This window comes from Mucilaginibacter sp. PPCGB 2223, assembly GCF_001705515.1.
Classification (GTDB): Bacteria; Bacteroidota; Bacteroidia; order Sphingobacteriales; family Sphingobacteriaceae; genus Mucilaginibacter.
In genome coordinates this window covers 365,823-383,252 of record NZ_MDJS01000004.1, presented here as the reverse complement: position 1 = coordinate 383,252, position 17,430 = coordinate 365,823, and the positions used below count along the sequence as shown (strand labels likewise).

The 17,430-nt window shown below is 48.0% G+C and carries 10 protein-coding genes; 9 read left to right on the top strand and 1 reads right to left on the bottom strand.

Annotation, left to right across the window (positions count from 1 at the left end; translation table 11 throughout):
* Positions 1-17: 17 nt before the first annotated feature.
* A complete protein-coding gene (locus BEL04_RS20030; protein WP_066006828.1) occupies positions 18-4,166 on the bottom strand; it encodes a CshA/CshB family fibrillar adhesin-related protein in 4,149 nt (1,382 codons plus the stop codon).
* A 783-nt stretch (positions 4,167-4,949) separates the two neighbouring features.
* Between BEL04_RS20030 and BEL04_RS20025 the strand changes: the two genes are divergently transcribed.
* From BEL04_RS20025 to BEL04_RS19985, 9 genes are all read left to right on the top strand, one after another.
* Positions 4,950-7,379, top strand: a complete 2,430-nt coding sequence (locus BEL04_RS20025; RefSeq protein ID WP_083228011.1) for a TonB-dependent receptor — start codon at positions 4,950-4,952, stop codon at positions 7,377-7,379.
* Positions 7,380-7,382: 3 nt separating this feature from the next.
* A complete protein-coding gene (gene pnuC / locus BEL04_RS20020) occupies positions 7,383-8,051 on the top strand; it encodes a nicotinamide riboside transporter PnuC (protein WP_066006822.1) in 669 nt (222 codons plus the stop codon).
* A 1-nt stretch (position 8,052) separates the two neighbouring features.
* Positions 8,053-9,162, top strand: coding sequence for an acyl-CoA dehydrogenase family protein (locus tag BEL04_RS20015; RefSeq protein WP_066006820.1), 1,110 nt, complete (start codon positions 8,053-8,055; stop codon positions 9,160-9,162).
* Between the two features lie 71 nt (positions 9,163-9,233).
* Positions 9,234-10,892: an alkaline phosphatase PafA gene (pafA, locus tag BEL04_RS20010; RefSeq protein ID WP_066006818.1), complete on the top strand. Its 1,659-nt coding sequence runs from the start codon at positions 9,234-9,236 to the stop codon at positions 10,890-10,892.
* Between the two features lie 90 nt (positions 10,893-10,982).
* Positions 10,983-11,606: a thiamine phosphate synthase gene (locus BEL04_RS20005; RefSeq protein ID WP_066006816.1), complete on the top strand. Its 624-nt coding sequence runs from the start codon at positions 10,983-10,985 to the stop codon at positions 11,604-11,606.
* Between the two features lie 161 nt (positions 11,607-11,767).
* Positions 11,768-12,541 (top strand): enoyl-CoA hydratase/isomerase family protein, encoded by a 774-nt coding sequence (locus BEL04_RS20000; RefSeq protein ID WP_066006815.1) that lies wholly within the window; start codon positions 11,768-11,770, stop codon positions 12,539-12,541.
* A 117-nt stretch (positions 12,542-12,658) separates the two neighbouring features.
* The gene (locus BEL04_RS19995) at positions 12,659-13,525 is read left to right on the top strand and encodes an SDR family oxidoreductase (RefSeq protein WP_066006814.1); all 867 of its coding nucleotides are present in this window, start codon (positions 12,659-12,661) and stop codon (positions 13,523-13,525) included.
* A 203-nt stretch (positions 13,526-13,728) separates the two neighbouring features.
* Positions 13,729-14,010, top strand: coding sequence for an ATP-dependent Clp protease adaptor ClpS (locus BEL04_RS19990; RefSeq protein ID WP_066006813.1), 282 nt, complete (start codon positions 13,729-13,731; stop codon positions 14,008-14,010).
* Positions 14,011-14,586: 576 nt separating this feature from the next.
* Positions 14,587-17,421: a TonB-dependent receptor gene (locus BEL04_RS19985; RefSeq protein ID WP_066007308.1), complete on the top strand. Its 2,835-nt coding sequence runs from the start codon at positions 14,587-14,589 to the stop codon at positions 17,419-17,421.
* Positions 17,422-17,430 lie beyond the last annotated feature (9 nt).

The following is a 17,430-nucleotide window of genomic DNA, read 5'->3' as shown; positions in this document are numbered from 1 at the left end:
TAATTGCCGTTCAGCCTTTATTTGAATGACCGCATCAGGGTAACATAACCTTTGTATACTTCGGTATCGCTCGCTGCCGTTCTCCTCACTTTCAAAGTATAATAATACGTACCCTCGTTCAGACCATCGCCGGTCCAGGTGTTCTGATAATTTGTGCTGTGATAAACCTCGTTACCCCAGCGGTTCACAATGCTCAGGTCTTTTTGTGCGAACTTGTCCAATCCCCTGATCTCAAAAACATCGTTGATGCCATCACCGTTTGGCGTGAAGAGGTTCGGTATCTTCAAGGCGCCCGGTGCGAGTGGTTGTGTGATAATTACCGTAGCCACATTGCTTATAAACCCGAATTTATCTTTTACGCGATAGGTAAACTGATCGGGGCCGTTATAACCGGGATTAGGTGTATAAGTGATCGTACCGTCGGAGTTGATCTTTACCGTTCCGTTTTTTGGTTGGGTCACGATCTCCAGCGTATTCAGATCGAAGGTTGAATTGCCCGGTATATCATTCGTCAATACAGGGATGATCACCGGCTGATTGATGGTGGTTTGCGCGGCATCGTCAACCGCAGCTGGCGATTTGGCAATCTGTACCGCCACGCTCGCACTGCCGGTCAGCGTTTTGCCGCCTGCATCAACAGCGCTTATGCCTGCGGTATTGTTCACTACCCCTGCATCTTTATCAGCCTGTGTTACGGTATATTGCGTGCTGAAGAAGACCGAATTGCCCGGATACAATCCGCCGACCGGAACCGCTATCGCATAATTAGTCAAACCTAATTTGGCATCTGTTAACGACAGGGAGTTGATTACCGTAAACCCGGTGTTTTGAACGGTGAATGTATAAGTGATATAGTTACTGGCAAATACGCCCGATTTGTTCAGGGTTACCGCCCCAGGTAAAAGCGGCAGGCTAACCACGGTCGGGTCGTCGACTGCGGGAGTTGCCGGGTTATCTGATTTTTTGGTTATCGGTATCCCGTTCTGATCGGTACCACTTGCGGTTGCCTGGTTGCTGTAACTGCCGGCTATAAAATCGGCCTGGGTTAAAGTATGCTTTGCGGTTACTGTTGTTGATGCGCCCGGCGCCAGTGTGGTAATCACTGCAGGCGAAATGGAACCGGCGTCGGCACCCGGATCGGACATCACAATGTTGTTGATGTTAAAGCTACCGGTATTGGTTACTACGAGGGTGTAGTTAATGATATCGCCTATTTTGGTGCCGCCGTTATTGGCTACCTTGGTGAGCGTCATCGATGAGGCATAAATGTTAATGATCACCGTTATCGGGTCGGACACTACGCCATCGGGCGTAGTTAGTGTATAAGTGTATACATCGGTCCCGGTATAACCCGCCGTTGGGGTGTAGGTGACACGCCCGTTGGCATCAACGGCAGTAGTGCCGTGCGCGCCGTTTGTGGCGGTTACGGTCGTTCCGATGCCGCTTGGCCCATCGTTGTTTTTTACCGTAGTTGTTACCGGGGTATTTACCGGTGTGGCGTCGGCATCGTTAACACCTACAGGTTTAACGCTAACGGTAACCGTTATGGGCGCCGATGTAATACCTCCGTTAGTAAGGGTGTAGGTATAAGTATCCTTGCCTATAAAACCTGCGGCGGGCGTATAAGTTACATTGCCCGACGCATCGACAGAAGTGATCCCATGTGTGCCGTTGGTAGGGGTCACTGTGGCACCTGCACCGCTTGGCCCGTCATTAGCCTTTACATTTGTTGTTACCGGGGTATTGATTGGCGTGGTCGTTGCATCGTTAACCCCTGCCGGTTTAATATTAATGGTTACGGTTATCGGGTCTGACACTACGCCATCCGGAGTGGTCAACGTATAGGTGTAAGTATCCGTCCCGAAGTATCCCGAAACCGGGGTATAGGTCACTTTGCCGGTAGCATCTACCGAGGTAATACCGTGCGCGCCTGCCGTAGCAGTTACGGTGGTATTGGTGCCGCTTATGCCGTCGTTTGCTTTTACGGTAGTGGTTACCGGTGTATTTACAGTCGTGTTATCAGTATCGGCGGTGCCGGCAGGCTTTATGCTTACCGATATTAATGCCGGTACGCTTTCGGAGCCGAAATTATCCTTAATGGTGTAATTTATCGGCGTGGCCTTACCAACAAATGCTGCAACGGGCGTAAAGGTTACGGCGCCAGTTGTTGTGTTTACGGTATAAGTGCCCTGCCCGGCTATAGTTACTGATGTTTTTTTAACGTTATCTGCAGGGTCTGTCAGCAAAACCGATGTCAGGTCGAGGGTGCCGTCGGCATCTGCATCGTTTGCCGGTATGTTTAGGGTTACCGCCTGCCCGATGTTTGTAGTACCGGCATCGGCCGCTGCAACAGGTATCTGGTTCACGCTCAGGTTCACATTGCTTACATCCAGGCTGGTGCCCGGCGTCGAAACCTGGATTTGTAAATTAGGCGTGCCGGTTTGCAGGCCAGTATTGCCGACGTTATTAACGCCGTAGAACCCGCCCGAGGCCACCCATCCTGCAGGCAGGTTTGCACCCACCGCCAGCAGGCTGCCGCCAATGGCCACATTATTTGTAGAGATAGCCACCGTATAATTGCCGTTATTGCTATTGGCGAACGAATAGGCGCCGCCTGCACCAACGGTAACTTTATTAACAATCAGCCCCGTGCTGTTATCAACCAGGTAAGCATATAGCGGGTTGCCGCCGATGGTCTGTACCGGGTTGCCCGATATTGCGCCATCCGCTTTGCCGTTAGGGTCATCTACCAGTGTACCCGAGATCGTAATACCCAGGATATCTTTAAAACGATAATCCTCAACCTCGCCATCGGCTGCGAAAGATGTACTGCGCTCATCAAAGGTTGTGGCGTTATCATCCAGCAGGTTTGTCGTCGTTATCCTGAACCGGGCGTATAGCAAACCAACTTTGAGCTTTCCTGCAAACATGGAGTTGGGATAGGTAAGCGTAAATGTTTGGTTATTGGTATTTGCCGGCACTGTAACACTGATCACCTCGTTCGGTGCAAAAACGCCGTCGCCGTTAAAATCTATCCAGCCATACAAAGTGGCAGGCACGCTTTTGGTATTCGTAACCGGCAGGCTGATCACAATATTGCCTGCCATGTTTACCTTAATATCGGGCAGTGCCGATGGAGTAAGCGTGCTCTCATCGTCGGCGCCCACATTATCGTCATTATTGGCATTGGTAGTGTAAGCCGGCTGCCCGTCGGGGTCGACATTGTTAGCGCCTATATACACGCTTGCAAAAGGAACAAGCGGCGTAGTATTATAATTAACTACCGAGTAGGTGCCGTCGCCGGCATAATAGTCGGTAATCTGGAAGTTCTCCATGTAATGCCCGGCATTCCCGTAAGATTGCGGTGCGTCCGTCAGATCGAAAGGTAATACAAAACCTATCGCAATTGCCTGTATGCCAGAGCCTTTCATCGACAGGTTTTTGATATTGCGCGCGCCATGCGCAAACATTACCGCCTGTACGCCAAAATTGCCCGGAGGCAGGTCGGCGTAAAGTTTAAACGATTTACCCCCGTTCGACAGGTCCATTTTATAATGGCTGTCGGATGGATCATTCTGAGTACGCTTATTCAGCAATTGCCAGGCGATGGGGTTGGGCGTATCGCCCGATATAAATTCGCCGCCCGAGTCGATAGATTCGGCATCGCCTACCACCATGCCGGGGTAAACCACATCTGTCCATATACCGTTGATCAGGATAGCAACTTTAAGGTCGATATCAAAAGTTACAGTTGCACCATAAGGGGTGGCTATGGCAGAATTACCAACGCCCCTCGAAGTGGGTTTGGGCTGGTTATTGCCCGAATAGATCAGATCCAAACCATCGCCCGAATACTGGCCCGGCGTATAGGCTATCATCGGCGTGCCGCTGGTGGTTACCTCATTGCTGATGATGCCGGTTATCCTTACCGTAGGCGAAAATTGCCAGACATAGGTTCCGTTAATGATATGTGAAGCATCAGCGCCTGCCGGAGACGAGATCATCGTCGTGCCGGTAGCGGTAGGGTCCCAGGTAAGCCAGTATACCGAGTTAACCAGCGTTGTGCCTGCCGAACCGCCAATGGCATACTGCGCCATCGTGGCACCGGCGAACCGGCAAAGTAAAAAACATAACAGGAATACTTTGAACAGGTAATTTTTAACCATAGTATCTTTTAAAGTTTTTCATGCGGTTATGAACATTGTCAAGTCCGCTGTGAGCCCTCATACAACAACACCATATCTTTTTATCACAGTCAATACCTGGTAGATGAATGATCGGGAACTGATCATCCCTGTCATAATTAAACATAACGGCATTCGGGCCATAAATGTTTAACCGTCAAATATAAAATGCCTTAATTTTTTGCTCAGGACAGGCATGTATATTTACAGTACAAATATAATAGGCCAAACAGAAATACATACGGTATTGCTGCCAAAATAGTTTGCGAAAGGCGTTAATGCATAGTATACGATGATTAATTGTATACTGTTCTGGTCAAAATATTCTCTCCGGATAGATCTTATCATACCTAAAAACAAACAAATCCGAAATTCCAAATCTGACGTCCGAAATCAGGAAAATCCAGGTTGCGTCAACAGATGCAAAGCAAATTTGAAATCCCAAATCCCAAATCCGAAATAAAAAGCTATATTTGCACCATAATTCTCAAGGGGTGCCTTGCTTTGGAACGAATGGAATAAGTTGCAAATTATTCTATCCAAACTGAAAGACAGGCTGAGATCAAACCCATGCTCTATAGTGCGGAGTACCGAGTCCAAAGCCCAGAGTCAAAAAACGACTCCAGACTAACGACTCCCGACTCAAGACTAAGAGCGACACCTGATCCGGATAATGCCGGCGTAGGGAGAGGTAAAATAGTTAAGTGTACTGCCTGTTCGCCCTGACGGGCAGATGGTTTAACTCAATTTAATTTTAAGCACATTTTGAAAAACTTATTCGCAGCGCTATGCGCATTGCTGTTGCCGTTTTTGGTTTCAGCGCAAGTTTCCCTTTCGGGAAAAGTTACCGATGCTTCAACCGGCGAAGCCTTACCCGGTACTACCATTGTTGTTTCGACAACTGATTTTACATCGGCCATTTTGGTAGATAAGACCGGCGAGTACAAACTCGATTATATTAAAGCCGGCACGTATACGGTGCACGTGAGCTATGTCGGTTATACCGCCATCGATAAAACCATCAAACTTACCGGCGCCACAGTGCTGAACTTTAAGCTTGGCAAAAGCACTTTCATTGCCGACGAGGTTACCGTAAGCGCCACCCGAGCATCCAAAAACGCAGCGACGACCTTTACCAACCTCAACAAAGCCGACCTGGCAAAGAATAACTTCGGCCAGGATCTGCCTTACCTGCTTAACCAAACACCTTCGGTAGTCGTTACATCCGATGGCGGTACAGGCATTGGTTATACCGGTATCCGTATCCGCGGCTCCGACGGTACGCGTACCAACGTTACGCTTAATGGTATCCCGTTGAATGATGCCGAAGACCAGGGCGCATACTTCGTCGATCTGCCCGACCTGGTATCATCGGTAGATAACATCCAGATACAACGCGGCGTAGGTACATCCACCAATGGTGCGGGCGCTTTTGGTGCGAGCATCAATATGCAAAGCACAACCCGCCGCGATTCGGCTTATGCGCAACTGGATAATTCTTTCGGCTCGTTCAGTACTTTAAAAAATACCGTTAGTGTGGGTACCGGCCTCATCAATGGCAAGTTTACTTTCGATGGGCGCATATCCCGTATACAGTCCGATGGTTATATCGACCGTGCGGCATCACACCTTAAATCGTACTTTTTAAGCGGGGCTTATTATGGTAAGAACACGCTCATCCGCGCCAATGTATTCTCGGGTTATGAGCAAACCTACCAGGCCTGGGATGGCGTACCCGAGTACACTTTATATGGCGGCAACCGTACCTATAACGAGTTGGGTTTAGAAGCCGACGGTAAAACATTCTATCCTAACCAAACCGACAACTACACTCAAAATTATGCGCAGTTACTGGTTGATCAGAAAATAACGAGCGACCTGTCGTTCAGTGGAGCGCTGTTTTATACCAAAGGCTTTGGCTATTACGAAGAGTATAAACCCGATGAGGCTTTGGCCGATTACGGTATCTCGTCCACCAACCCAAGCGTAACCAACTCACCGCTGGTGCGCGACCTTTGGCTGAATACGGATTTTTACGGGGCTACCTATGCCTTTAACTATAAGCCGCAGCAGGCGCTCAATATTACTTTGGGCGGCGCTTACAACGAGTATCTGGGCGCGCATTACGGTAATGTAGAGTGGGTTGAACAAGGCGCAAGCGTTCCGCCTAACTACGAGTACTATCGCAATAACGCCAAGAAAACCGACTTCAATATTTTTGGTAAAATAGACTATAACGTCAACAACTTTACCTTTTTTGCCGATATGCAATACCGCCATTTGGGCTACTCGTTTTTAGGCCTGGATCAAAACCTTAATGATACGCAACAAAAGATAAGCCTCGATTTTTTTAACCCTAAACTGGGCGTAACCTATCAACTTAACGAGGCAAGCAACATTTATTTTTCGGCATCCGAAGCTAATCACGAGCCCAATCGTTCCGATTTTGTTAACTCAACACCAAACACCCGTCCAAGCTCCGAGAATTTGAAAGATCTGGAGTTAGGCTATCGCCTGCACAACTCGTTTTTTACAGGCGGTATCAACGGCTTTTACATGTTGTATAAAAACCAACTGGTGCTTACCGGTGCATTGAATTACGTTGGCGAGGCCATCCGGGTTAACGTGCCCGACAGCTACCGTGCAGGTATCGAGTTCGATGGTAAATTTAAAATAACCAACCAATTAAACTGGATGGCAACAGCAGCTTTGAGCCGTAACAAGATTAAAAACTTTACCGCATCGTACATTAATTACGATAATAATAAAACTGTAAGCGGCACGCTATCAAATACCGATATTGCTTATTCGCCATCGTTTGTTGGCTCGAGCGAATTGGGCTGGCAGCCGGTTAAAGGCGGCGAAATTGCTTTGATCAGCAAGTATGTGGGCATGCAGTACCTGGATAACACATCCAACACCAACCCTGCGGGTTTCCCCGCTGCCGATCCGGCACAGTCAAACCGTAGCGTTAACTCGTATTTTATCAATAACCTTCGCCTGAGCTATAATTTCAAAACCAGGGCCATCAAAAACATCGGGGTAAGTTTCCTGGTTTATAATATTTTCAGCACGAAATATGAGACTAACGGCGCAACCTATCCGGATATTGAAAACGGTAAAGTTGTAAACTATAACTACTATTTCCCGCAGGCGCCCCGCAATTATTTTGTGAGCGTTAATTTAGGGTTTTAACCAATGCACTGGCACTACTGGTATACTTTATTTGCCGAGCAGGTAAAAGAAACTACTCCGCTGCAGTGGGTAGCATTTGCCTTTGGAGTAGCCGAAGTGCTTTTTGCGCGGGTTAACAACGTTTGGTTGTATCCCACAGGCATTATCGGAACGATCTTAGGTATCTACCTGCTGTTTGATGCTAAACTTTATGCCGATTGTGCCCTTAATGTATATTATATTGTAATGAGCTTTTACGGCTGGTATTACTGGATAAAAAAAGCAGATAAACCGCCGGTCGAGATTACCTGGAGCAACCGCAACGAATGGCTGATAACGGCTGTCATTTCTATCGGCGGTACTGTTTTTCTGTATTATTGTCTGACCAGGTTTTTGTTTGTGTTCCCCAATTACAAGCCATCAAATGTGCCTTTTTGGGACGCCTGGATATCGGCAACCGCCTGGGCAGGCATGTGGTTATTGACACGCCGTAAAATCGAGAACTGGGTTTTGCTTAATCTCTCGAATGTCTTTGCCGTTCCTCTGCTGTTTTATAAAAAACTGCCTCTCTTTGGAGCATTAACTATCTTCCTGTTTGTTATAGGGTGCTGGGGCTTTTCCGACTGGATAAAAATCTATAACCGTTCGCGCAAGGCAAAAGCTGCCCCGCCCGAACTCATCCCCGAAAGCTGATATGAAGATCACATCGCATCCACGGCAACAATTACAGTCTGAATGGATAAGCGCTATCCGTGAACATGCCCCCGCTGCCGAAAAAGACGGTAAGCTGCAACCCGAACAATTGGCCGTAGTTTACGATCAGCAATGGTTTAAAATGCTGGTGCCGGCAGCGTATGGTGGTTTAGAGCTTAGCCTGCCCGATGAACTACGTTTGATCGAGGCAATTGCCTGGGCCGATGGCAGCATGGGCTGGGCTATAACGCTTTGCACCGGCGCAGGCTGGTTTGGTGGTTTTTTAGATCCTGATCTTAGCCGGGATGTTTTTGCCGATCCGCAGGTTTGCCTGGCAGGCAGCGGCGCTCCGGGCGGTGAGGCGACGATCGTTCCCGGTGGTTACCTGGTCGATGGCAGCTGGAAATACGCCAGCGGCGCCTTGCATGCCACGCATTTTACGGCCAATTGCATTATCTGCGATGATAACGGGCCGGTACTGAATGCCGAAGGCGAAAAGACTATCAAGGCATTTTTATTTAAAAAGGATGAAGTAAACGTATTGCCAGCCTGGAACTATGTCGGCATGGTAGCTACCGGCAGCCATAGTTTTGAAGTTAAAAATGTGCAGGTACCGGCTAACCGGGCATTTATTATCGATGCCAATTTTGCGGTGCTCAAGAAACCTTTATATACCTATCCTTTCCGGCAGTTGGCCGAAGGTACTTTGGCAATCAATCTGTCAGGCCTGGCTATCCATTTTATTGATCTGTGCAAGCCGATTTTTATCAAAAGGGGTGAAGCTAAGGGGTTCATCAAAAGCCAGCAGGATAAGCTTGATGAAGTGTACAGCCGCTCGGTATTTCGCCTGAATGATGCCCGCGACGAATTTTATCGCGCGGCTGATCGCTCCTGGGCCTGTTTTATCAATAACGATACCGACATTTTGGATGATAGCCTGAAAGCCGTGAGCCAAACCAGCCGCAGGCTGGCCCGGGTAGCGCGGCAGGCTGTCGACGACTTATACCCTTATTGCGGATTGATCGCGGCGAGCACCTCCTCCGAGATCAGCCGTGTATGGCGCGATCTGCATACCGCCAGCCAGCACTCGCTCTTAACTTTCGAAAGCTGAATTCTTAACAATAATGTCACATTGGATTTAGCGGACATTTAAGATATTTGGAACTTTCAGCAACACGCTTTATGAAATTCAAATACCTATCCGTTGTCCTGTTATCTGTTATCGCGATAAGCACATTTGCCCAGACAAAGAAGAAAACTGCCACTGCTACATCTTCCGTACCTCGTCCAAAACTGGTTGTCGGCATCGTAGTCGACCAGATGCGATGGGATTACCTGTACCGCTATTACGACCGCTATCAAACTGGTGGCTTTAAGCGTTTACTGAACGAAGGCTTTAGCTGCGATAACACCAACCTCGATTATATCCCGACGGTTACCGCAGCGGGCCACTCTTGTATCTATACCGGTTCGGTTCCGGCCATACACGGCATTGCCGGTAATGATTTTATCATTCAGGCAACCGGTAAACCCATGTATTGCACCGAAGATACTACTGTTCATACGGTAGGCAGCGCTTCGCGGGCCGGCGAAATGTCGCCGCGTAATTTGCTGGTTACTACGGTTACCGATGAGTTGCGCCTGGCTACCAATTTTCGCTCAAAAGTTATCGGCATTGCGTTGAAAGACAGGGGCGGCATCTTACCTGCAGGCCACACTGCCAATGCGGCTTACTGGTTCGATGATGCCAGCGGCAACTGGATCACCAGTACCTATTACATGAACGACCTGCCCGCCTGGGTTAAAAAATTCAACGATCAGAAGTTACCTGCGCAGTATCTAAAGCAGGATTGGAACACCCTGTACCCGATCGGCACCTACCTGCAAAGCACGGATGACAACAGCCCGAAATACGAAGGCAAATTTCCGGGCGCCGATGCACCGACCATGCCGGTAAAAACATCACAAATGATGAGCAGGGGCATGGGTTTGATTCGCAGTACGCCTTATGGCAACTCGCTTACGCTGGATTTGGCCAAGGCAGCTATCTATGCCGAAAAACTGGGTAAAAATTCCGTAACCGATTTCCTGGCTGTGAGTTTATCATCTACCGACTACGTTGGCCACCAGTTCGGTATCAATGCTGTCGAGATCGAAGATACTTACCTGCGCCTTGACCGCGACCTGGCAGCGTTCTTCGCTTACCTCGACACAAACATCGGTAAAAGCAACTATACTGTGTTCTTAACAGCCGACCACGGCGCGGCCCACAACCCAACCTTCCTGGCCGATCACGGTGTGCCCGCTTCGGTATGGCAGGCAAGGGATGTGATGAACAACCTGAACAGCGTTTTGGAGAGCAAATACGGCATAAAAAAAATGGTTATAAGCCTGGATAACTATCAGGTAAATCTGAATAATCCAGCTATTGCGGATAAAAAGGCAAGCGAGTATGCCATTAAGCAGGATTGTATTGCGTTTTTGCAAAAACAGGCCGGTGTTGCTTTTGCTGTAGATATGCAGAATGCCCAAAGCGCAAACCTGCCCGAAGCTTTACGTACCCGCATTGTTAACGGTTATAATATTGAGCGCAGCGGCGCGATCCAGATCATCCTGAAACCGGGCTGGTTCGACGGGCATGGCGGTACAGGCACTACCCACGGTACCTGGAACCCTTACGATACCCATATTCCGTTGGTATTTATGGGTTGGGGCGTACAACATGGCCATACTAACCTGCCGACGCACATGACGGATATTGCACCTACAGTAGCTGCTTTATTACACATACAAACGCCCAACGGGAATATCGGCGTACCGTTGGTACAGGTGTTAAAATAGTTTAACCGGTAAGCCGCGGGAGAGTATTGGGAAGTATTACAGCAATTAGGTAACTTGCATACCTATTGGCAGCTGTTTTTTCCCCGTACAATGAAAAAGTATGTTTCCCGTTTTCATTATCTCACCCAGGATATGCCCGGGCGAAGTCATACTGAGCAGGTTAACATAGCCTGCCAGGCTGGCGCCAATTGGATACAATACCGCTGTTACACTAAAACTGATGATGAATTGATCTCCGAGATCAACCAGATTGCGGCTATTTGCGATGATTGGGGAACAACCTTGATATTGACCCAACATTACCATTTGCTGGATAGGGTAGATGCGCAGGGTGTTCACATCGAAAATGTGAATACCGATCTGGCCCATGTGCGCCAGATTATTGGTGCGGATAAGACCCTCGGAGCCTCGGCGATCACCACCGGGCGTCTGTTAAAATTGCAGGAAGCGGGCATGGTTGACTACTGCGGGTTCGGCCCTTTTGCGCATACCGATCCTAAATTCAATAACTATCCTTTTTTGGGGCTTGCCGGCTTCCGCGAACTGCAGGATCATCCGGTAACGCTGCCGGTAATTGCGGTTGGTGGTATTCAACTAAAAGATGTTGACGCCTTGATGGAAACCGGCATAGCGGGTATCGCTGTATCCGGCGCCATCAATAATGCCGACGACCCTGCAGCGATGTTAAAGGCTTTTTATCAGAAACTGTATTAATCCCATAGATTTGACAACTTTTTAAAAGTTGTCAAATCTTACCCAGCTAAAACCCACTAATATAATTACTATGCATGCATTGTATTTGTAAAAAATTAAACCGACCTTGGCTTTATACAATTAAAAACTAAAGCATCCCCTTTAGGGGACAGGAGGGGCTAATGAATACACTACAGGTTACCGTAAAAGACCGGCTTGCTGTTATCCAGCTCAATCGGGGCAAATCAAACCCGATGAATGCCGAAATGGTGAAGGAGCTGACTTTGCTGATAAAGAGCGTTGATACCGATGACAATATCGGCGGCCTGATCATTACCGGTAAAGAAAACTTCTTCTCGGCCGGGCTCGATCTCATCGAACTTTACGATTATAACCAGGAGCAGATGAAAGCTTTTTGGGCAGACTTTATTAACCTGCAGGCCATAATGGTATCGTTTAAAAAACCAATGGTTGCAGCGATAAGCGGGCATAGCCCGGCAGGAGGTTGTGTACTGGCTACCTGCTGCGATTACCGCGTGATGGCCCAGGGGAAATTCATCATCGGGCTGAACGAGATACCGGTTGGCATCGTTGTTCCCGAGGGTATTTTTAAGCAATATGCTTTTTGGATCGGCCAGCGGCGGGCGTACCAGAGTTTGTCAGAGGGCAAGTTGTTTTCGGTGGATGAAGCTTTACAGATTGGTTTGATAGATGAGATATGTAACCCGGAAAGCGTGATCAGCACGGCCGAGCGCCAGATCAGGAAATATATGCAGCTTAACCAGGCAGCCTGGATGCAGAGCAAACTTAACATGCGTAAAAAGTTGATCGAACATGCGAATGCCGACCAAACCGGAACACTGGACCAGTTGAACGCACAATGGTGGGCGCCCGAAACCCGGAAATCGTTACAAATGATCATTCAAAGCTTAAAACAAAAAGCAAGCCCCCTCTAAATCTCCCCCTGAAGGGTGTGGACTTTAAATATAAAGGATTATATTATGCTGAGTACGGAACTTATGAATTATAATGATCAAAAGTCCTCCCTGCCGGGGAGGATTTAGGAGGGGCTTATGACACAAGGAATGTTACGCGATGATGCCCTGAAAGGCAGAACCATTATAATCACGGGCGGCGGTACCGGCCTGGGTAAAGCCATGGGTACTTACTTTTTACAGTTGGGGGCCAACCTGGTAATCACGAGCCGCAAACTGGATGTATTGCAAAAAACAGCATCCGAAATGGAGACTGCTACCGGCGGCAAAGTGCTGGCGGTACAATGCGATGTTCGCAACTACGATGAAGTTGAAGCCATGCTGAAACAATCCCTTGAAAAGTTTGGGCAGGTTGATGCTTTGCTGAACAACGCCGCCGGTAATTTTATATCGCCAACCGAGCGCCTTTCGGCCAACGCGTTTTCAACCATTATTGATATTGTATTAAAAGGCTCGGTAAATTGCTCACTGGCTTTAGGCAAATACTGGATCGATCAGCAAATAAAAGGCACTATCCTGAATATTGTGACCACATATGCCTTTACAGGATCGGCCTATGTAGTGCCTTCGGCCTGTGCCAAGGGCGGTGTTTTGGCCATGACGCGTTCGCTGGCGGTAGAGTGGGGCAGGCACGGCATCCGTACCAACGCTATCGCCCCGGGGCCGTTCCCGACTAAAGGAGCCTGGGAGCGTTTACTGCCCGGCGATATGGCGGCAAAGTTTGATTTTAAGAACCGTGTACCCCTTAAACGCGTAGGCGAGCACCAGGAACTGGCCAACCTGGCGGCATTTTTGGTTTCCGATTTTTCGGGATATATCAATGGCGAAGTGATCACCATCGACGGCGGCGAATGGCTGCAGGGTGCAGGCCAGTTTAGCGCCCTGGAAATGATCCCCGGCGAAATGTGGGACGCTATTGAAAAGATGACGAGATCGGCAAAGTGATCAGTGAGTGGTGAACAGAGAGTGGTGAGTGGTTTACTTCTTCGCCTGTCCAAGCGTCCACACTAACGAATATGTGGACACTTATACGAAAGCAATAGTTAAGCGAAAGTGCTTAACCATGCGGTAATTGTTTGGCCGTCAAATAATATAATTTGCACATCTGCATATTCGCACATCTGCGCATCATTGCGTAAATTCGCACCATGCCTACCGAAGTAGAAGAACAGACCCTCACGCTCGAAGAAGTTTTAGCCGGACTGAAAGAAATGCACCGGTTAATCTTATGGAACGACGATTACAATACCTTTGATCATGTGATCCATTGCATGATGAAATACCTCGATTATACCGAATCGCAAGCCGAAAAAATTGCCTGGAAGGTACACAACGAAGGTAAATGCGCGGTATTGGAAGGCTCTTTTACCGAAATGGAGATTTACCGTAAGATATTACAACAGGAAGGTCTCACGGTTTCTGTCGATTAATTTCAGGATCCGGCTTATCTCACGAAAAAAGATGTGGGCCCGGACTATCCACTAAAACCTTCCGGTATTATTATTGGCTAAGCGTGCATGCCTTCTATATGCAAAAGTAAACAAACTGCATGTTTGGCCTTAACGATGATATGCATCCATATCTGTTTAATCGGCGCCGAACTTTTGGCAATCTCTGTCTCTCATCTTTATTGTGTTGTTACTAAAATGTGGCTATAATGTTAATTATTGGTTGCTATATGGCGCTGAACCGGGCTGTATATTAACTCAGTATTACCATTGCGTTATCTGATTTTTCGAGGCCAAAAAATTCAGAATTCCTCCAAATTTCGCCGTCTACTTTGCGCGCAGTTAAACGGCATTAGCCTGATCTCTGTCTGTGTTATTGTGCTATTTATCAGGGTGTAACTCTTCTCTCTGCTGTTGTCGAACCGAACCCGGCCGGCACACAACAATAATAAACCGTGAGCACAATAATTATCGGCAGGCCGTTCAGTGAGTATGGCCGTTTTTAAAAAAGCAAACAGTTCAAACAACATCAGATCACATTTAAAACAACCGCTATTGATGGAATCATCTACATTAAACCTAATTAAAACCGGGGCTTTTTTGCTCGCTTTTGTTTGCCTCGGTTTAGTTGCCGGCGCCCAAAGCATTATTAAGGGCAAGGTAACCGATGCCGGTACCGGCGAACCGTTAACAGGCGCCACCGTGCATATCGACGGTAAAACAACAGTTAACGCGCCGGTTAACCTGAACGGCTCGTACACTTTTAAAAATCTGCCTGCCGGTACCTATAAACTTACCGTGAAATTTATCGGCTACAAAGCCAGCAAGGAGTACGCTGTTGAAGCGGTTACCGGTAAAACTGAAGTGTTCAACATTGCCTTGGTTGAGAACTCTACCGGCCTGAACGAAGTGACCATTACCGAGCAAGCCGGCAAGGAAAGCGACAGGGCCGTTCGTTCGCTCGAAAAAAATGCCTTGATGGTCGAAAATATACTTTCTGCTAACACCATCCAGTTATTGCCCGATGTTACCGTGGGTAATGCCTTGCAGCGCGTAAGCGGTGTAACCATCCAGCGTTCATCAAACGGCGAGGGCCGTTACGCCATCATCCGGGGGATGGACCAACGGTATAACAATACGCTGGTTAACGGTATTAAAATACCAAGCCCCGACGACAAGTTCCGCTTTGTGCCGATGGATGTTTTCCCTTCGGAGATGCTGGAGCACTTAGAGGTAATTAAAGCTCTTACGCCAAGTATGGAAGGCGATGCCATCGGCGGTACCATGAACCTGGTGATGAAATCGGCTCCCGATCACTTTGTGGTAAGCGCCAATGCCTCGTCCGGTTTTTCAAGCCTGTTTTCGAAAGGCAGGTTGTTTACCGCTTTCCAGGGTTCGCCCAATACGCAGTCGCCCGCCATGGTTCACGGCAACAGCTATGCAGCCACTTATGCCGATTTTAACAACAAAGCCCTCACCAGCGATCAGAGCCTGAATAACCCGTTGAGCTCAACCGCAGGTTTAACCATCGGCGACAGGTTTTTGGATCGTAAATTAGGTGTGATCGTATCTGCCAGCTATCAAAATGTTTACCGCGGTTCGAACTCAACCCAGTTAACGCCCAACGCACAGCCAACGGCCACAGCCGCCGCATCCAATGTTCCGCAATTTTCTGATGCCTATACCCGGAGCTACTCGACCCAAACCCAGCGTTTAGGTATCCATAATAAAATCGATTATAGTTTTAACAAGAACAACAAGATTTCGTTATACAACCTGTACATCCACACCAACGAGTACCAGGCAAGGCAAACTGCCGATACTTTGGGTTTAGGATTAAACTCAACCCTGTATAACAAGCAGGTAACCATCAGCAACCGCAGTACGCTTACACAACAAAATATCTATAACAGCACGCTGCAGGGCGATCACCAGTTGGCCGACAAGATCAAATTTAACTGGAGCGCGGTATACTCGTATGCCAACAGGCACCAGCCCGATCGTACCGATTTTGCTTACGATGCCAACCAAACACTGAATAGCTCGGGTGCTATTGTATCGGAGTTGGATAACAATACCAAGCTGAGCCACCACTGGGAAAACAATAAGGACCAGGATGTGACCGGCTACGCCAACTTTATCTTCGCTCCAAAAATCCTGAATCACGATGTAGAGATATCGCTCGGCGGTTTATTACGCCATAAAGACCGTGATGCCGATTATATCACTTACTCGCTGATCGGCGGCAACAAATCGACAGTATATACCAATAATTTCAATTCGATACCATTTGTGTTCAACCTGGCTTCGGATGGCGTGGGCGCCAATAACCCCGATCTGCAGGACAACTACACCGTTAAAGAAGATGATAATGCTGAATACCTGCAATTGAAATTTAACCCTGTTGCCAAACTACAGGTGTTAGGTGGCGTAAGGGTTGAAAATACCTTACAAAAATACACAACACAATCGCCTGTTACCGTTTCACAGCGGGCCGGTACTTCGGCTTATACAGATGTGCTGCCAAGCCTGCATTTAAAGTATGAGATCAGTGGCGCACAAAGTATCCGCGCATCCTACTTTGCATCGTTAAGCCGCCCGGGTTATGGCGAGATTGTACCTTACAAAGTGTCGGGCGAATACTACGATGAAGAAGGTAATCCATACCTGCACCACATCACTGCCGATAACTTCGATTTACGATATGAATTGTTCCCGGGCGGTGCCGATCAGTTGTTGCTTGGCGCTTTCCTGAAAAAGATCCACAACCCGATCGAGTACTTCGTGGTGCGCGATGGCGGCCCGAGTAACCAGGTGATCAAACCGCAGAACGACGACGGCGATGCAACCAACTACGGTTTTGAGGCACAGGCTACCAAATTTTTTGGCGTGATCGGTTTCTCGGTAAACTACACCTACACCCACTCGAGCATCACTACCGATAAGCTGCTTTATTTCAGCGATCCGGTGAAAGGCTTGCAGCAAACTTATGTAAGCCAAACCCGTCCGTTACAAGGTCAGGCTGATAACGTAGGCAATGCTTCGGTACTGTTTAAGAGCGGTAAATTAGGTTTGGATATGCAACTGGCCTTTGTGTACACAGGTGAGCGTTTGGCGCAGGTATCGCCATACTACAACCTCGATTTTTACCAGCATGCGTACAGCCAGTTAGATTTCTCGTTCGAGAAGATGATCGGTAAGAAATTATCATTCTTTGGCAAGGTTAACAACATCACCAATGCTGCAGCCAAATTATACCTTAAATATCCTAACGCCCAGCTGAGTACACAACTGCTCGAGTTTATCGGCAAGCAGGATATTGCTGCGCAAACGCTGGTGCAAACCGATTATTATAAAACATCTTTCCTGGGCGGTCTAAGGTATAAATTCTAAAAAAACATC

Bases quoted from the DNA above. Each gene is read 5' to 3' on its own strand.
- BEL04_RS20030 (WP_066006828.1), bottom strand. From the start codon at position 4,166: ATGGTTAAAAATTACCTGTTCAAAGTATTCCTGTTATGTTTTTTACTT.
- pnuC (WP_066006822.1), top strand. From the start codon at position 7,383: ATGCACTGGCACTACTGGTATACTTTATTTGCCGAGCAGGTAAAAGAA.
- BEL04_RS20015 (WP_066006820.1), top strand. From the start codon at position 8,053: ATGAAGATCACATCGCATCCACGGCAACAATTACAGTCTGAATGGATA.
- pafA (WP_066006818.1), top strand. From the start codon at position 9,234: ATGAAATTCAAATACCTATCCGTTGTCCTGTTATCTGTTATCGCGATA.
- BEL04_RS20005 (WP_066006816.1), top strand. From the start codon at position 10,983: ATGAAAAAGTATGTTTCCCGTTTTCATTATCTCACCCAGGATATGCCC.
- BEL04_RS20000 (WP_066006815.1), top strand. From the start codon at position 11,768: ATGAATACACTACAGGTTACCGTAAAAGACCGGCTTGCTGTTATCCAG.
- BEL04_RS19995 (WP_066006814.1), top strand. From the start codon at position 12,659: ATGACACAAGGAATGTTACGCGATGATGCCCTGAAAGGCAGAACCATT.
- BEL04_RS19990 (WP_066006813.1), top strand. From the start codon at position 13,729: ATGCCTACCGAAGTAGAAGAACAGACCCTCACGCTCGAAGAAGTTTTA.
- BEL04_RS19985 (WP_066007308.1), top strand. From the start codon at position 14,587: ATGGAATCATCTACATTAAACCTAATTAAAACCGGGGCTTTTTTGCTC.